Origin of the sequence: Scandinavium sp., assembly GCF_036271055.1 — a bacterium.
Lineage (GTDB): Bacteria > Pseudomonadota > Gammaproteobacteria > Enterobacterales > Enterobacteriaceae > Scandinavium.
In genome coordinates, this window is record NZ_DATBBJ010000081.1 from 1 (window position 1) to 17,464 (window position 17,464).

General features: G+C 48.4%; 15 protein-coding genes and 1 other RNA gene. 11 read left to right on the plus strand and 5 right to left on the minus strand.

What is annotated here, in order from left to right:
* The 5 genes from rnpB to VH187_RS18285 all read left to right on the plus strand — a co-directional run.
* Positions 1 to 250, plus strand: an RNA gene (gene rnpB / locus VH187_RS18265) — RNase P RNA component class A; the annotation flags it as partial.
* Positions 251 to 609: 359 nt separating this feature from the next.
* A complete protein-coding gene (locus VH187_RS18270) occupies positions 610 to 3,216 on the plus strand; it encodes an EAL domain-containing protein (RefSeq protein WP_329702873.1) in 2,607 nt (868 codons plus the stop codon).
* Positions 3,209 to 5,770 (plus strand): bifunctional diguanylate cyclase/phosphodiesterase, encoded by a 2,562-nt coding sequence (locus tag VH187_RS18275; protein WP_329702874.1) that lies wholly within the window; start codon positions 3,209 to 3,211, stop codon positions 5,768 to 5,770. The genes VH187_RS18270 and VH187_RS18275 overlap by 8 nt, the downstream gene beginning before the upstream one ends.
* Before the next feature lie 57 nt (positions 5,771 to 5,827).
* On the plus strand, positions 5,828 to 7,309 hold the full coding sequence (locus VH187_RS18280; protein ID WP_329702875.1) for a GGDEF domain-containing protein: 1,482 nt from the start codon (positions 5,828 to 5,830) through the stop codon (positions 7,307 to 7,309).
* A gap of 140 nt (positions 7,310 to 7,449) precedes the next feature.
* Positions 7,450 to 7,860, plus strand: coding sequence for a Spy/CpxP family protein refolding chaperone (locus tag VH187_RS18285; RefSeq protein WP_329702876.1), 411 nt, complete (start codon positions 7,450 to 7,452; stop codon positions 7,858 to 7,860).
* Between the two features lie 37 nt (positions 7,861 to 7,897).
* Here VH187_RS18285 and VH187_RS18290 read toward each other — a convergent pair whose 3' ends face one another.
* Together VH187_RS18290 and VH187_RS18295 are read right to left on the minus strand one after the other, a co-directional pair.
* Positions 7,898 to 8,074: a hypothetical protein gene (locus VH187_RS18290; protein ID WP_329702877.1), complete on the minus strand. Its 177-nt coding sequence runs from the start codon at positions 8,072 to 8,074 to the stop codon at positions 7,898 to 7,900.
* A 21-nt stretch (positions 8,075 to 8,095) separates the two neighbouring features.
* The gene (locus VH187_RS18295) at positions 8,096 to 8,797 is read right to left on the minus strand and encodes a pirin family protein (protein ID WP_329702878.1); all 702 of its coding nucleotides are present in this window, start codon (positions 8,795 to 8,797) and stop codon (positions 8,096 to 8,098) included.
* A gap of 104 nt (positions 8,798 to 8,901) precedes the next feature.
* Here VH187_RS18295 and VH187_RS18300 point away from each other — a divergent pair, with 104 nt between their 5' ends.
* On the plus strand, positions 8,902 to 9,807 hold the full coding sequence (locus tag VH187_RS18300; protein WP_329702879.1) for a LysR family transcriptional regulator: 906 nt from the start codon (positions 8,902 to 8,904) through the stop codon (positions 9,805 to 9,807).
* Between the two features lie 44 nt (positions 9,808 to 9,851).
* Here the strand turns inward: VH187_RS18300 and VH187_RS18305 are convergent, their stop codons facing one another.
* From VH187_RS18305 to VH187_RS18315, 3 genes are all read right to left on the minus strand, one after another.
* Positions 9,852 to 10,217: a DUF805 domain-containing protein gene (locus VH187_RS18305; RefSeq protein ID WP_329702880.1), complete on the minus strand. Its 366-nt coding sequence runs from the start codon at positions 10,215 to 10,217 to the stop codon at positions 9,852 to 9,854.
* Positions 10,218 to 10,323: 106 nt separating this feature from the next.
* Positions 10,324 to 11,310, minus strand: a complete 987-nt coding sequence (locus tag VH187_RS18310) for a glutathione S-transferase family protein (RefSeq protein ID WP_329702881.1) — start codon at positions 11,308 to 11,310, stop codon at positions 10,324 to 10,326.
* 71 nt (positions 11,311 to 11,381) lie between these two features.
* On the minus strand, positions 11,382 to 11,774 hold the full coding sequence (locus VH187_RS18315) for a DoxX family protein (RefSeq protein ID WP_329702882.1): 393 nt from the start codon (positions 11,772 to 11,774) through the stop codon (positions 11,382 to 11,384).
* A 520-nt stretch (positions 11,775 to 12,294) separates the two neighbouring features.
* On the opposite strand from VH187_RS18315, the gene VH187_RS18320 reads away from it, so the two are divergent.
* The 5 genes from VH187_RS18320 (at position 12,295) to VH187_RS18340 (ending at position 17,438) form a co-directional block, all read left to right on the plus strand.
* Positions 12,295 to 12,972, plus strand: a complete 678-nt coding sequence (locus VH187_RS18320) for a DUF1120 domain-containing protein (RefSeq protein WP_329702883.1) — start codon at positions 12,295 to 12,297, stop codon at positions 12,970 to 12,972.
* A gap of 31 nt (positions 12,973 to 13,003) precedes the next feature.
* Complete coding sequence (locus VH187_RS18325; protein WP_329702884.1) at positions 13,004 to 13,690, plus strand: DUF1120 domain-containing protein; 687 nt, start codon at positions 13,004 to 13,006, stop codon at positions 13,688 to 13,690.
* Between the two features lie 87 nt (positions 13,691 to 13,777).
* On the plus strand, positions 13,778 to 14,458 hold the full coding sequence (locus tag VH187_RS18330) for a fimbria/pilus chaperone family protein (RefSeq protein ID WP_329702941.1): 681 nt from the start codon (positions 13,778 to 13,780) through the stop codon (positions 14,456 to 14,458).
* Positions 14,459 to 14,475: 17 nt separating this feature from the next.
* A complete protein-coding gene (locus tag VH187_RS18335) occupies positions 14,476 to 16,905 on the plus strand; it encodes a fimbrial biogenesis usher protein (protein ID WP_329702885.1) in 2,430 nt (809 codons plus the stop codon).
* Positions 16,902 to 17,438 (plus strand): DUF1120 domain-containing protein, encoded by a 537-nt coding sequence (locus VH187_RS18340; RefSeq protein ID WP_329702886.1) that lies wholly within the window; start codon positions 16,902 to 16,904, stop codon positions 17,436 to 17,438. The genes VH187_RS18335 and VH187_RS18340 overlap by 4 nt, the downstream gene beginning before the upstream one ends.
* Positions 17,439 to 17,464 lie beyond the last annotated feature (26 nt).

Sequence of the window (17,464 nt, forward strand, 5' to 3'; positions counted from 1 at the left end):
CAACAGAGAGCAAACCGCCGATGGCCCGCGCAAGCGGGATCAGGTAAGGGTGAAAGGGTGCGGTAAGAGCGCACCGCGCGACTGGCAACAGTTCGTGGCACGGTAAACTCCACCCGGAGCAAGGCCAAATAGGGGTTCACAAGGTACGGCCCGTACTGAACCCGGGTAGGCTGCTTGAGCCAGTGAGCGATTGCTGGCCTAGATGAATGACTGTCCACGACAGAACCCGGCTTATCGGTCAGCTTCAACTTCTTATAAAACCCCGCTTCGGCGGGGTTTTGCTTTTGTAGCGTAGCAGATGAATGACTGTCGAAGATGTTATATATAATATAAATCCACTTTTATATGCGGATTGGTTAGAAGTGATCGGTATATTACAGGGATCAAATGCCAGAGTAATATTGAAATAAACCTTATAGAGGTGATTCACTTCTGCCTGTGCCATATTTATTATTAAATGTATTATCGATGGCGCTCTTTTTTGCCTGTGATACCCTAATCGTGGAAATGTAACCAGATCTTGTCCCCCGATGTCACCTCTCTTTCCTGTGTGTTAACGCATCCTCTGCGCATGATCTGCATTTATCTTTAGCGATCCTGGGGCCTCATATGATTTCACATGCTTGTAAAACATCATCTTTCTCTCTAACGAGCGCTATCAGGGTTTTATTTATTGCATTTTATTGCATGGTGTTTGTCATTGTTTCAACGGTGATTTATTTGGATCGCCAAAGCCTGCTTGATACCATGAGTCATAATCTTTTTATGTCCAAAACAGATATGATTAAATCTGCCGTAGAGAATTATATTGATATACCGCATCAGGCAGATGCAATGCTAAGAGATTCTTTGACGCATTATCAAGATGACAATACCGCAGTTATTGATATTTATAAAGATATCATGAATATAATGAATGATATCTATCAAGGGGATGTGGATCTTAATCTATTGCAGTATGGTGACCTGCATGGCAATTATATCGGTATTAGCCATAAGACCGAAAACGCGAAAGAAGAGTATCTGACATTAAAAGATGCTTCGACGAAGAATATCCTGACCTCCTATGTTGGAGCGTCGACGCAGTCTACAGTGGCAATGAAAAAACCTGATTACATCATGGAAAAACGCCCATGGTATCAGTCTGTCTATGAAAACAAAAAACCACTCTGGACTCCGGTGTATCGTGATCTCAATACCGCGAAGGAATTAGGGATCGCCTATAGCATTCCAGCATTCGACGGCAAGGGCCATTTTATTGGTGTTATTGCCAGCGAGTTGCACCTACAGAATCTGAATAAGATGCTAAGGAAACTGCGTCCGTACAAAGAGAGCAATGTCCTGATTATTGATGAACATGATCAAATCATCGCCTCTTCAGAGCAAAAATTAACGGCACCGGAAAATGCGTCGGCGGCATTATCATCTTTGACAAAAAACGCATCACCTGTTGTTGAGAAAATCGGTAAGTCCCTCAAGCAAGTCAGTCCGAATGAAGTGCTCAAGTTAACCTTTGGAGATAAGCGATATTTTGCCAGCCGTTTTCCTGTCACCGATCAATCCGGCGAATTAAAGTTGCAAGCGGTGGTGATTGTTCCTGCTTCTGCAATTATCAGTACCGTTAAACTGCATGATAATTTTATGATTGTGGCACTCATTTTAACGTTCCTGATTAGCGCGGCCTTGATACATGTGTTGTTGTCCCGCATAACCTCCCCGTTACGTCAGATTGCACAACGAACAAAAGAATTAGAATTCGGGCAGTGGCCTGAAAGCAACTGTCAAAATCAGTTTCAAGAAATTGCCGAGCTGGAGTCTGGATTTAAAAACTTGTCACAACGGCTTTCTGACAGCTTTGAGCAAATGCGCAATAAGATAGAATTCGACCCTGCATCAGGGCTGTATACTCGTAATGGTTTGCTGAATGACGCGCGGATTTATCACCATCATAATCTGGTGGCGTTGGTCCACGTGACGAACATGAAGTCGATTATGAATACGCTTGGCAATAAATATGCGGATGAGTTTATTGCGGAGTTTATTAAACAAGCACAAGCAGTTCTGCCAACAAATGTCATTATAGCACGAGATAATATTGATAAATTTATCATCGTCTTCCCTGGGGTTAATCAGGAAGCTGATTACGTAAAATATCAAAACGTGCTGAATTCTTTGTTTTCTTTAAACAGTAAAGTTGGCAAAAACAGTAAAACCAATACGCTTTTCGCGGGAAATGCTGGAATGGTTATTCAGGAAATTACACCGGAAACCATAACGGACATCCTGATGCATGCCTGGATTGCCCTGCGGCATGCGGAAAAATCAGGTAATGCACAAACACGGTTGTATTCACCCGAGATGTTGGCAACTGAGTTGAACAATATCCACTTACATGATTCCCTCAGTGGTGCTATGGCCAGCAATGAGCTCTATTTGGTGATACAGCCAATCGTTGGGCAAAACGATCAAGCATTTTGTACGGCAGGTGAATGCCTCGTTCGCTGGCATTCTGCGCAGCTTGGCGAGATCCCTCCGGAAGACTTTATCCCCATTGCAGAAGAAAGCGGGCTGATTGTCCCTCTTGGGCGATGGATTATTGAAGAGGCGTGTCGGGAACTGGCCGCAATGATCGCGCGCGGCGCGTCAGAAAACTTCAAACTGCACATCAATATTTCAGCGGTTCAGTTGCTGCAGGAAGGGTTTGCATGGCATCTGATGGATACCATCCAGCTGCATGGTCTAAAGAATGAAAATATCTGTATTGAAATTACTGAGAGTGTGCTGAATCGGGATATGACTCAGGCTTGTGAGGTTCTGAATTATCTCCGTCGGCACCATATTTCCATCTGTCTGGATGATTTCGGCGCAGGTTTTTCAAGCCTGTCCTATCTGCATTCTATTCCTTTCGACAGCCTTAAAATTTCGCGACATTTGATCTCGAATCGACTGAATAATGAAAAAAGTATCAGCGTGTTCAATTCGTTACTGATTCTGGCGAAAGGTTTTCAGGTGCCATTGATAGCAATTGGCATCGAGGATGCGGAAATGCGTGAACATTTCTTTGAACTGGGCTGCGATCAGGTGCAGGGCTACCACCTTGCTATTCCCGCGCCTTTCACTTCATTGTTTGATGAGTATGAGAAAGTGAACAAAACAGATGCGCTGAACGCGGTAATCGCAAATAACGGTCCGCAGCCGGAGATATCTTATGTCTAATAGATTGAAAAAATATCCAGTTTCTTTCGCGAAGACTCTGATCATTATGCTGATGCTTTGCGCTATGGTGATGGTGGCTCTATTTGTCTTTCTTCAACATCGGGAAACAGGCAGCTGGTTCACCGAATTAGAGCAAAGAACGCTAACGGAAAAAAGTCAGTTTATAGGCCACCGGATCGAGATGTATCTGGATAAACCTCGACAGGCTGGGATTCTGATGCGTGATTTGGTGAACGCCTCTTCAAATATCAACGCTCCCCTCATTGAGCAGCAGTTAAAACATGTGCTGAGCAGTGATTTTTCTCGCCAGGATTCGATTTCTCGCCTTGGGTTGGCGACCGCCAGCGGGAAATACATAGCCTATGAGCGGAATAGTAATTCAGACAATATATTTTTGATTAAAACATCGCCAACGAAACCCGATACCTTAAATATTTATCGTACCGCATCGGAGCAGTCTGACGTGGTAAATCATGTGAACCAGTATAATATTTATTCGCGAGCATGGTTTATCAATGCAATGACGCATCAAAAACCGTTCTGGACGAAAAATTATTATCACATGTCCACGAGTAACGGATCGGTAATGAGTTGGCGTTTACCACTCTATGACCAACGTATGTCGTTTGTCGGGGTTTTATTTGCGGATATTAACCCTTCCGCTATCAGTCGTTACTTAACGAAATCAACGCCGACAAAGGAAAGTACTATTCTGTTGGTTGATCAAGACCAGAATGTTGTTTCTTCATCCCGTAGTGAATATTTAGCGCCTGCTCAAGCAGGGCATAAAGGACAGCCGCAGAAGCTAAACAATATTCACTCTTTCCCTGAATTAAAGGCGATGATGAAAAGCGTTAGTTTGCCCTCAGGGTCATCACACATCATTTCGTATCAGGGGCAGGATTATTTTGTCATAACCCATCCTGTGCGTGATGCCTCAGGCTCGCTCCGTTGGTCTTTAGTTATCCTCACGCCGAATGTGCATCCCTATCGACTCTTCAGAAATGAACATGCGCCAATGCTCATTTGGCTGACGCTCATGACGGTTCTCTTTATGACGATGCTGATCATGTTTGTGCGGCATTTCTTCCGTCCATTGCACCGTTTGGTACACAAGACGCGTTTGCTCGGAAAGCAATCCTGGGAGCCAGCCTCTGAAGGCACGCTGTTTACTGAAATTGCGGTTCTTGAAGAAGAATTAAGCAACGCGTCTGGTTTAATTACCGATATGCTCAATGAGCAGAAAAAACGTATTGAGAATGATCCTGATACCGGGGTACTGACGCGTGAAGGTTTCCTTAACGAGCCGAGACTTTTTGATAATCGTAATTTATTACTGATGATTCGCGTGACCAACTTCCGTGATATGAGAAGCACGCTCGGACATCAATATGCCAAAAAGTTTATCTGCTTTTTTGTCGAGCATCTTATCCAATTGGCCCCGGCTGACAGCATCTTTTGCCGCTATTCAGAAGATCTGTTTATTGTGGTGTTCCCGGGTATTAACGAACAAAAAGACCTGGATACATACTGGAGTTTAATTTCTTCTCTGTTCCAGGATACGCCAGCCAAACAAATCCCTGGCGATCCACAAGAGGCTTCCTACGTCTTTACCGGCCAGGGTGGGACCATGCTGACAACGCTTACGGCGGAGAATATCGCGGACTGCATGATGAATGCCGGACTTGCGTTGCAGCAGATTCGTTCTGGAGGCAACCGTGAATATGTTCTGTTCACGCCAGACATGCGTGAAACAGAGCTGAATAATATTCGGATGTTCCAGGCCCTTCGTGAAGATCTCCTGAATGGCGGTTTTCATCTGGTGCTCCAGCCCATTGTCAGTCTGAATGATACGAAAACCTTTTCTGAGGGAGAATGCCTGATTCGCTGGCAGTCCCCCACGCTAGGCTTTGTGCCGCCGGATGTCTTTATTGGTCTTGCAGAGCGAACCGGCACCATTATTAAACTGGGCCGCTGGATAATTGAAGAGGCTTGCCGTGAGCTTTCAGACTTTATTCTTCGCGGGGCGCCAACTGATTTTAAATTGCACGTTAACATTTCCGCTGTGCAGTTACAGCAACCGGATTTTTCCGTGCATTTGCTGACGTGTATTCAACGTAATGGACTAATAAACAGCAATATCTGTCTCGAAATCACCGAAAGTGTCCTGTTGCAGGACAGCCAACAGGTGATTGAAACGCTCAATTATCTGCGCCGTCTGGGCCTTTCCGTGGCTATAGACGATTTTGGCAGCGGTTATTCGAGCTTGTCCTATCTGCATTCGTTGCCCTTCGATTGCCTGAAAATCGATCGCGATTTTGTGAAGGGCGTGTTGGACGACCAGAAGAGTGAAGCCATTATTTCATCGGTGATTATGCTATCGCACTCCTTTGGTGTGCCGCTGGTTGCTGAAGGCATAGAGACGGTCGAAATGGGCGAAAAACTTGAGTCGATGGGGTGTGCGAAAGCGCAAGGTTATTACTATTCTCGCCCGCAGCGTTTTTCTTCCTGGACGCCACAAGATGGCGTGATTAGGGTGCAGACAGATGTGTAAGTGCCCAACGTTGAGTAACGAGTTTCTCGGGAATGACCGTTTAAAGGATGACGACAAATGAAAAACACGCATCAGCTTAAATCAGAAAAGAAAATCTTTTTGATAGTGCTTACGGTGATGCTGGTTACGGTGAACGCTTTCATCCTGTACCTGTCATTCTCAAGTGCGAAAACGAATATTGAACTGGTGACTTCGCGGGTGGTGAGCGTCATCAATAAGGACACGCAAAACAACCGCAGTATCGCTTCCGATCTGGGTTCAATGCTACAGCTCCCTGATCAGATGCTGAGTACGAGTCTGCGTGTGGATATTAATAAGTTAAGTGGGGTGATTAACGACCGTCTAAGTGACAGTGAACTCCCGGCCTGGAAGGCAGATATTGATGCTACCCATCGCAAAAAATTCACTATCCTGCGCTATTTTTGGCGTAATTTTAGCGACGGTAATAAGTCTAAATTCACCACCTATTACACCGACGGAGATGCTGGCTACTACTATATGTTTAACAGCCAGAAGGCTATAAAAATTCATGGTAGCAACCCTCATTTTCGCCTCTCCGGGTATGTAGAAAATACCTCAGCGATGTTAAAAAATAACCGTGGGTTTATCGTTCCGGAACTGTTTTACAGCAATGTCTATGAAGACTCGATGACACAATTGCCGACCATAACCATCGGCAGTCCGGTGGTGATAAATGATTTCAGCGCGCAGGGCAGCAAAATGTCGGGCATTATTGCCACCGACTACACTCAGAACGATCTCGCCCTGTTGTTCCGCAATGCCTTTGAAGAGTTGGGGCTGCAGAAGGACGGCTATGACATCAGCATTCATAGTGCGAAGGGTAATGATATTGCGATGAATATCTTCCCTGAAAACTGGCCACGGGTGCATTTTGACCTTGGGGATATCAAGCTGATGGATGGCTTCTGCTTGAGCACTCGTGTTCACCTGCTGGAACTGCTCCGAATTAAGATAATAGGCTTCGTCATCGCAAATATCGTCATGCTATTTTTCTTCATTATTTTTATTCGCTCACATCATCGCATCGAGCAGATGATGGATAAGCTCACCACCGATTCGTTAACCCAGGCGTTGTCACGTGAAGGTGGAAAAATCGTCACGGAGAATATTGCCCATAGCCGTAGCACAGTGCTGGTCACGATGGATCTAAATGATTTTAAAATCATCAATGATACCTGGGGTCATCATGCGGGTGATGAGGCGCTGATCTTCTTTGCTGATTATTTATTGCAATCCGTCCGACAGGGCGATCATTTGATCAGAATGGGTGGCGATGAGTTTGTCCTGCTGCTGCAAAATACCACTCCTGAGCAGGCTCGCCAGGTGATGGATAGACGCGTTGCTGAGTTGTCTGATTTTCCGTTTGAAAATACGACGATCCCTCTTTCGTTTTCATTCGGTATTAGTGAGCTCACTCATGGCTTTACGGAGAGTTATAAAAAGGCCGATGAAAACCTGTATGAAATGAAAAAACAGCGAAAAATGCAGAAAGATTCGTTACAACTTGCGAACGTATAAATCCGGGCTCTGACGATGAAAACGGTGGCAGGTATGCCACCGTTTTTCTTTTACATTCAAATATGTATTCATCAATTTTTATAGTTTGACACTGCTCATCAGGGAATAATGCCCGCGACACTATTTTAAGGACATTAATAATGAACAAATTGACTCGCATTGCACTGCTGACGGCTTCTATGATTGGCTTCAACGGCCTGGCTCAGGCCGCCAATACTGATGTGGCTCCGGCACCTTCTCAGGACCCTATCGTTCAGCATTTGAAGCTGACCAATGAGCAGGTGGCCCAAATCAAAAGCCTGCATGACTCGATGGAAAAAAACGTGGAACAGGTTTCCATGAAAGACGTGAAAGATGGCGCGCTGATTGACGTTATCCAGTCTGGAAAATGGAACGAGAAGGCGGTCAAGCATCAGCTTGAAGCGTTCAGCAAAGTTGAGCAGCAGACGCGCTACTACCGCGTGAAATACTATTTTGATCTGAACCAGTTGTTGACGCCGGACCAGCGTAAGCAGATTCAGGACGATTTGATTCAGTCTATCAGCAACTAAGTAACAAGCCCGCAATGCTGTCGCTTGCGGGCTATTCTTACATCAGGCTGGCATCCTGAGCCTGTCTGACCTCTGCTTCTGCGACGATAGATTCCAGCTCGCCGAGCATCTCATCGGCACCAAATGCCAATGGCGCAGCACTGACTGTTGCCAGTGCTTCTGGCTCAGCGACGGTTTCTGCTATCGGTACTTTCTTCTGTTTCTTTTTGCTCACATTGACCGCCTGACGTCAGGGTTATACCGGTAAATCTATCAGCAATGCGCGCAACGGCGTATCAGCAACCAGCGTAATGTTAGCCTCGTCACGAATAAAAGCCCCATCGCCGCAGGTGAGCCCTTCGCGCTCTGCTTGAGGCGTTACTGCATGAACGGTGCCGTGAATCGACTGTAGATACGCGCGCGGCCCGTGGAGCTGGAAGCTGAGTTGTTCGCCTTTCTCCAGTTGAATGTGATGGATCCATACCTGCTGGCGTAGCTGTACGCTGTTCTGGCTGCCGTCCGGGGAGGCTAATAGTTGTTGCGCGCCGTCAGTGAGCGTCAGTTTCTGCACTGGTGAGTTTTCTCGCTCCGGGCAAGCGTCGAGCCACAGTTGCATGCGGGTCAACGATTTGTCTTTGCTGAGATTATGCTCGCTATAGCTCATGCCGGGTTGAGTCGCTATCAACAGCGCTTCGCCAGCTTTGGCCTGAACGTGATTCCCTTCACTGTCACGATACTCCGCTTCACCTTCCAGAATCAGATTAAGGATATCTACTTTCGGGTATGTACGGGGCTGCAGCGATGCGCCGGGACCGAGTACTTCCTGATTGAGGACGCGCAGCGAAGCGTATCCCAACAGTTTCGGGTCGAAGTAGTGTCCAAAGGAGAAGGTGTATCGTGCCTGCAGCCAGCCGAAATCGGCTTGTCCACACTGTTTGGCTGTTCGGGTAGTAATCATATTCTTGACCTCTCTTTACACTAAAACAATGGTAAAGCTATGGACGCTGCATTGTTAGCCAGATATTCTGCCGGGTATGTTCAAATTTCCTGAATGAGAACGCCATGGCTAAAGAGAGAGCATTGACGCTGGAAGCGTTAAGAGTAATGGATGCTATCGACCGACGCGGTAGTTTTGCCGCCGCTGCGGACGAGCTGGGTCGCGTGCCGTCTGCGTTGAGCTACACCATGCAGAAGCTGGAAGAAGAGCTGGATGTGGTGCTATTTGACCGCTCAGGCCATCGCACAAAATTTACGAACGTTGGCCGGATGTTGCTGGAACGTGGGCGGGTTTTGTTGGAAGCCGCCGACAAGCTCACCACCGACGCGGAAGCATTGGCGCGCGGTTGGGAAACGCATTTAACTCTGGTGGCTGAAGCGCTGGTGCCTACGCCGGAAATTTTCCCGCTGGTCGAGAAACTGGCCCTCAAAGCGAATACTCAACTGTCGATCATCACTGAAGTGCTGGCCGGTGCCTGGGAGCGTCTGGAGCAGGGACGAGCGGATATCGTGATCGCCCCGGACATGCATTTTCGTTCATCATCGGAAATAAACTCCCGCAAGCTTTACTCGGTGCTCAACGTCTACGTCGCCGCGCCGGATCATCCGATCCATCAGGAACCGGAGCCGTTATCGGAAGTGACGCGTGTGAAATATCGCGGCGTGGCAGTGGCTGACACTGCGCGTGAGCGCCCGGTATTGACGGTGCAGTTGCTCGACAAGCAGCCGCGACTGACGGTCAGTACAATTGAAGATAAGCGTCAGGCACTGTTAGCCGGCATGGGTGTGGCGACGATGCCGTATCCGTTAGTTGAGCAGGATATTGCGGAAGGGCGACTGCGTGTCGTCAGCCCGGAATACACCAACGAAGTGGACATTATTATGGCGTGGCGTCGCGATAGCATGGGTGAAGCGAAAGCCTGGTGCTTGCGCGAAATCCCAAAGTTGTTCGCGCACAAAGTACGTAAGTAAGCCACTGAAAATGAAAAAGCGCCTGATAAGGCGCTTTTTTGCTTTTAGGGTAGTTGCTTAGGATCGGGTCCAAAGCGGTTGTCGCCCGGCGTTCCGTTCTGGCAGTTGAACACCAGGATAACCAGCCAGCCGACAATAGGGATCAGCAGCAGCAACAGCCACCACGCTGAGCGATCGGTGTCGTGCAGGCGACGAAACTGTACGGCCCACGTTGGGATCAGTATCAGCAGGCCATAAATACTTGCCAGTACGCCTTCACCGCTCACACGCTCCCAGCCAAGTATTTTGTCGATAATGCTCAATACGCCTGCCAGAATGAAGCTCACCAGCACGAACATCCAGTATTCTTTCCGACGCGCGCGGCCACCAAACCCGATGTAATTCTTCAGTACTTTTAGATACCAGTCCATTTTCCTTGCCTCGATAATCAGTCAATCACTTGTTTTTTAAGCGATCGAGGTAAGAATAGTCGTTATTGGTGAATTAAAAAAGGGCATCAATGGATGCCCTGAATACTTAGCGGAAGCGCACGTCACGTCCGTGCGGCTCGTCGAGATCTTGCCACGGGCCGATGGAGATAATGCCAGTCGGGTTGATCGTCTTATGACTGCGGTAATAGTGATGGCGAATATGATCGAAATTCACCGTTTCTGCCACGCCTGGCAGTTGATAAATATCGCGCAGGAAGCCGTACAGATTCAGGTAATCGCTGATACGGTGCTTATCGCATTTGAAATGGGTCACGTACACCGGATCGAAGCGCACCAGCGTGGTCCACAGGCGAATGTCTGCTTCGGTGAGCTGGTTGCCCGTCAGATAGCGATGCTGGCCGAGAAGTTGTTCCACGCGTTCCAGTGACGTAAACACGTTCGTCACTGCTTCGTCGTAGGCTTCCTGACTGGTGGCAAATCCGGCTTTATACACGCCATTATTGATGGTGTCGTAAATCCAGCCATTCAGTTCGTCAATTTTTCCGCGCAGTGCTTCTGGATAGTAATCACCCGCACGCGCGCCCAGACCATCAAACGCGGTATTCAACATACGGATGATTTCAGCCGATTCGTTGCTGACGATGGTGTGGTTCTTTTTGTCCCACAAAACGGGCACCGTCACGCGCCCGGTATAATTGGGGTCTGCGTGCAGATAAAGCTGATAGAGAAATTCGTTCTGATACAGGCTGTCGCCGGTTGTACCCGGGAAGCTGTCGTCAAAGGTCCAGCCGTTTTCAAACATCAGCGGGTTAACAACAGAGACATCGATAAACGATTCCAGCCCTTTCAGCGCACGCATAATCAAAGTGCGATGTGCCCACGGGCAGGCCAGGGAAACGTATAAGTGATAGCGATCTTTTTCTGCCGCAAATCCGCCTTCTCCGGAGGGGCCAGGCGTACCGTCGGCGGTCAGCCAGTTGCGATACGCCGAAACAGAACGTTTGAATCGTCCCCCGGTAGATTTGGTGTCATACCAGGTGTCATGCCAGACGCCGTCAATCAGTTGTCCCATGGTTCTCTCTCCTTCAAAATGACAAAAGCGAGGATAAATCCTCGCTTTACGCTTCAGTCAGTATAGTGGGCTTACCACTTTTTGTTCAGTACACGGTCGATACTGAATGCGCCAGGACCGGTGATAGCCACCATCAGGAAGCCGCCCGCGATGGTCAGGTTTTTCATGAACATCAATGAGTTAACACCTTCAGCAAAGTTGCTGTGGAAGATGAATGCGGTCAGCAACGTAAAACCGGCAGTGAACAGCGCGGTAGTTCGGGTCAGGAAACCGAACAGAATCGCCAGACCGCCGCCAAACTCAAGCAGAATGGTCAGTGGCAGCAGTGCGCCCGGAACGCCCATCGCTTCCATGTACTGTTGGGTTCCCGCGTAACCGGTGATTTTTCCCCAGCCTGCGGTAATGAACAGGATTGGCATCAGAATACGCGCGACCAGTGCACCAACATCTTCTAATTTTTTCATTTAACTCTCCATCAAACCATTTTGGCGGTTTTATTGATTTATTGTGCAATTCCGGGGGGATACCGCGGGCTTGCTGTCGATGGAAAGGAGTGTAAACGTGACGGAGGGGGATTGTTAGCAAGGAAAATTGCTACACTAAATCAAAAAATCTGACAAAGTGAGGCGGCGCGAGAGACGGATCCTAAAGGCAAATAAAGGCGTTGGAAGCGCAGCGTCATTTCTTTGCTGGCATGATTTCCCTGATATAGGGAGGCGTATGAATTTCTCATAATTTACGCAACCTTGTTGTCATTAAGGTTATTCTGGGGTATTAATAGCGCCAGCCCTACTTTAGTTTTCAGTATTAATTATAAAGCAGCATGAATTTTATTTAGAGAACGAAATTTAAGTTAGGCTGCAATTAGCGCCTCACGCATCGTACTGATTGGCTATTCTTTTATACATCACATCAATTAAGTTAAATTTTATTTTGCATGACGACCCCTGTCTACAATTGAGTGATATATCTCAGGAATGTGCCATGAAGAAAGAACTGCTGCTAGCGATCCTACCCTGTATTGTATTTGGCGTAATAGCCGCAGATTCAACTCGATTGAATGTTAAAGGTGTGCTGGTGAATGCCGCGTGCTCTCCCTCGCTGGATAAAAATGAAGTCGACTTCGGTAATATCCCTATTTCCAGCCTCAATAAAACTGACGCTAACCAGCTTGGTGAAAGAAACGTTACTCTGACGATTACCTGCGACAACGCGATGGTCATGGGTTGGACAACCGTAGATGGTCGCAGCAATTCGGTCAAAGCGATGACTATCACGACTGCCGCAGCAGACAGCAGTAATGTTACCGAGATCTCGGAGGAATATGGCTTAGGCACCGTCGGCATGGTAAACCTTGGGTCATTTGCGCTCACGGCAAAAACGCATGGTGTGACCTACGATGGCAACCCAGGGGATTTACTGCAAGCCGATAATGTCGGTAATGGGAATGGCACTGCATGGGAAAAAAGTACGAAAGGTGTTTCTAAATCGGGCGTTCGTACTTTTACCGTGGGAGCGACCGGGGAAACGACCCCGAAGGCGTTTAAAACGGGCATTTTCCCCCTCAAAGTGACAGCCGCCGTGCAGGGAACCGATGTTTTGCAAATTACGGAGGATACCAATCTGGATGGTATGGTCACGATTTCATTGAGCTATATCTGATTATTGCGATGATGATGTCGGACAGACCCTGATGAACCCTGTTTTCCTTGGCATCGTCGTCGCGCCAGCGTTGTGGCTGACAACGGTGTTGGCGGCTGATAGCGTTGACCTGACAATCACGGCACTGTTTGATGCTCCAGCTTGCACACCCGCATTGGATCATAATGGCGAAGCTAACTTCGGTCATATTCCTTTAAGTAAGCTGAATAAGAAAGAGAGCAATCAACTGGGCTCGCAATTTTTGACCTTAACGATAAGCTGCGCTGAAGCAACGCCTGTCGGCTGGTCGGTGACGGATAATAAAAAAGATTCCGTACACGCACTGACGATAATAAGTCCGAAATTTATAGCGGGCGATCTAAGTGACGTGGGATATGAATTCGGTCTGGGGAAAACCCGAGAGGGCGTTAATTTAGGTGCGTATGCCGTCTATACCGATCTGCAACGTGTGACCGGAGATGGAAACCCTCTCAAGGTGATGTACAAATATCCGCAAAACTCGCCCTGGTATCCCTCGGGGGCGGGTGAGATCAGAAATGATAATGGCTATATCATATCTGGCGAACCTCTCGGGAGTAGCTCCGCGGTACCGATGAGCGCACGGGTTTATATCTGGCCACTGAAAATCACTGCCGCTATTCAAGGAACGGACGCATTGAATATTTCGGATGATACCCCGTTGGCAGGGTCATTAACCATTTCAGTTGTTTATCTTTAGTCAATATTAGGGCAGCAACATCGCTGAACGTTTTGTTTTTCTTTTTGAGATAAAAGCAGGTGCATAATGAATGGTTTTAAAAATTTCATGTGTCTCACATTATTCATTGTGGGAGGATTGTTTTCGCTTCATTCACATGCCGCCGGTATGGTGCCAGAGACGTCATTATTAATGATTAATGAGGCGGAGGAAGGCGGCAGTATAAACATTAAAAATACCGATGAAAGTGCGGGGCTTTTGTATACCAGTATTGTTGATTTGCCTGACGATAAAGGCGTTCATCTTATTGTGACGCAACCGGTCGTGCGTGTAGATGCAGGGCAGACGCAACATATTCGTTTTATTTTGCAAACCCAGCAACCACTGCAAACGGAGCACCTCAAGCGTGTGCACTTTGAGGGGATCCCGCAGAGAATGCCTGGCAAAAATAAAGTGGGCTTTAACATTCGCCAGGATCTGCCGGTGCTTATTCATCCCGCCGGACTGCCCATTGTGAAAGATGCCTGGACACTGCTGAACTGGAATCTGTCAGGCGATACCCTTACGGTCAAAAATCCCAGCGCGTATGTGGTCCGAATGACGCCGCAATACGAGCTATTACCCTCACACACCCGATACCAGCTGGAAAAAAACTATATTCTTCCCGGACAAACGCTCACGGTGTCAGGTGGTGCAGGCGCTGGCGGGAATACCCACGTGACCTTCATGCCGGTCAGTCGCTATGGTATTCAGGTTGAGAGTGTTACCGCGCCACTCAATCATCGTTAAAAAAACCTGAGCCAATAATGAAGCATCGACAGCAATGGATCTGTGGAAGGATCGTTTTTTCATTGGCTCAGGCGTTGTTCCTTCCCGGTCTCGCGCATGCACAGGCGCTAGAGTTTGATTTGGCGATATTAAAGAGCCGGGGGCTTGATACATCGCTTGGTCAGTATTTTGCTGATTCTGCCAAATTCATGCCGGGGCGAAAGTCCGTTGTCTTATCGGTAAATGGGCAGGAAAAAGGTACCGTAATGGCTTTTTTCGGCAAAAAGGGCGAACTCTGTGTCGACGAAGCATTTTTGCAAAATGCGGGCCTTAAGGTGCCCTCCGATCTTCCTGTTGGGAAGGCTGAGGACATGGCGTGTCACGACTACAGAAACGATTATCCCAGCGCCGTGGTGACGCCCAAACCTGGTGAGGAAAGCCTGTTGCTCGTGGTTCCGCAAGACGCACTGGCCACCGACGATTCTCTTGCCGAACGCATCAATCACGGCGGTAGCGCGGCATTGGTCAACTATTCCGTAATGTCCTCACAGTCACGCTATAGCGGCGGGGCAAGTCGTTACGATCAGCTCACGCTCGAAGATGGCGTCAATATGCATGACTGGCTTTTGCGAAGCCGCCAAATAATGACGCAGATGGATAATACCCGATCCCAAGAACTGCTTTACACCTACGTTCAGCATACGTTTGAGCACACTAAAAAAATCATGCAGGCCGGACAAATCAACATCAGCAGCGCGTTAGTGTCGGGTGCGGCCATCAATGGAATACAGTTTGTGCCAGAAAGCGCGCTTTCGGACAAGAACGGCGAAGGGATAACGGTGACGGGCATGGCGAATTCCGCACAAGCGCGTGTGGAGGTAAAACAGTTCGGGCGTGTGGTCTTTTCAACGTTAGTGCCTGCCGGGCCTTTTACGCTGGATAATGTGCCGGTCACGAGCCTCAGCAGTGCGATTGAGGTATCGGTTATTGAAATTGATGGCTCAAGCAGTCATTACACCGTTTCGGCGGATGCGTTGCGCGGTCGCATGATTGCCCCTCAGGGCCTTTCATTTGCATTAGGGCAATCTCAGGACCAAGCGGAAGACGGTCGCCAGCCTTGGCTTGCGAGCGTCACCGATGGTTGGAATCTCACAACATGGTTGAACGTCAGTGCTGGCGGTATGCTTGCAGAGGCCTACCGTTCCGTGGCGACACAGTTTGAATTTGCGCCCTACAGCGATCTCAGTCTGGACGCCACACTGAGAGGATCGCAGGACGTACTCCATGACTATGCTGGGCAAAGTATCAATGTAAACGTTAACGCCACAATGACAAAAGCACTCACCCTAACGTTATCCGCAACGCGATATACGCCCGGCTATCGGGAATTCTCAGATACCCTTGATGACGATTTCACACAATATAACGGTCAGTACAGCGGTAGCCTCTCATGGGGGACAGCATTGCTTGGCTCCTTCTCGTTCAGTTACAGCCTCAGTGAAGGAAGTGATGGCGAGTCTGATTCGCGCTATCTGTCCGCATCGTGGGGGAGAACGCTCTTCGGGGTGTCGTTATCCCTGAACTGGCAGCATTTGCTCAGTCAGGCGACCAACGAAGGGGTGGGGAACCCGAACGCAGGCGACATGCTATTTTTCACGCTTTCGGTCCCGCTTGGCAGCCAGTCTCTTTCTACCTATGCCCACAAAAGTGGGCAAGAGCTCCGCAGTGGGTTGGGGACGTCCGGCAATATTGGACGGGAGAATAGCTATTCGCTGGCAATGGAACGCAGTAGCGGCAATGGCGAGCGCAATATCAACGGCTCGTTGAACAGCAATCTGCATTACACCCAGCTTGCGGTTGGGGCAGGAAAAGATGGGACGTCAGGTACTAATCGGAGCTTCACGTTCAGCGGTGGTGTCGTGGCTCATCATTCCGGCCTGACATTCTCGCCCTATACAGTACAGGAAACGTTTGGTATTGCATCAGTCGGGCAGTCTGTCGGCGGTGTCGAAATAATGACGCCTGATGGCGCTATCTGGACCGATCGTTGGGGAAAGGCAGTGGTCCCGTCATTGCCTGCTTATAAAGCGGCCCGCATAGAGATGAATACAGACTCGCTACCGAAGAATGTAGATGTCAGCAACGGGATAAACATGGTATCGGCAGGTCACGGTTCAGTGAGTGAAATGGACTTTAGCATTCTGAGCGTTCGCCGCGTGATGCTGACGGTCGTCATGCAAAAGACACATCGCCCGTTACCGAAAAATGCCACGCTGGTAGACGACGACGGTAACTACGTCACCACCGTTGTCGACAATGGGCAGGTTTATCTCAATGACGCAGAGCACATCCACGGGCTACATCTGATTGATGATGATGGGAAAATTCAATGCACCCTCCAATACGCGTTGGCGAAAGAGCATGATGCCCATTCTATTTATGAAGAAGCACAAGGAATGTGTTTGTGAGGCGCTTGCTGCTTCTTCTGCTGCTGGTTAGCGCGTCACCAAGTTTTGGGGCCTGCCAGATAACGTTATCGAGACCCACGCTGAACTATGGTCACGTACACGACAAAAATTATGTCGGTCAATTTAGACGCTGGAAGACCTTAAGTGAGCGTGAGGTACAGCTGACGGCCCTGTGTGATAAACCGACCGTCATGGCTATCTTTACCCATTCTGGCGATCATCCATTCGGTTTACGTTTTGCCTCCGACAGTCTGATTGCGGCGGTGGCCACCCACGCAGTACTTGATGGTAAACCGGTACAACTGGGCAGAACCCTTCGCCATACACCCTTTCTTGTCCGTGGGGAGACCCGAGATAAAAAACTCATTCTTAACGATCGCGGGATTTTGCCCATGTCGGGAAATCGAATGCTGGAGGGGCAAAAGTTTACCATGACACTCAAGTTCATTGTTGCGCTGAGTGAGCGAGATACGCTGGTTAAGGACAGTACAACGTTAGAGAGCCATCTTCGTTTCAGCGTGGAGACGCAATAACGCAGGCTTTTGTGGGAAAGAAAACG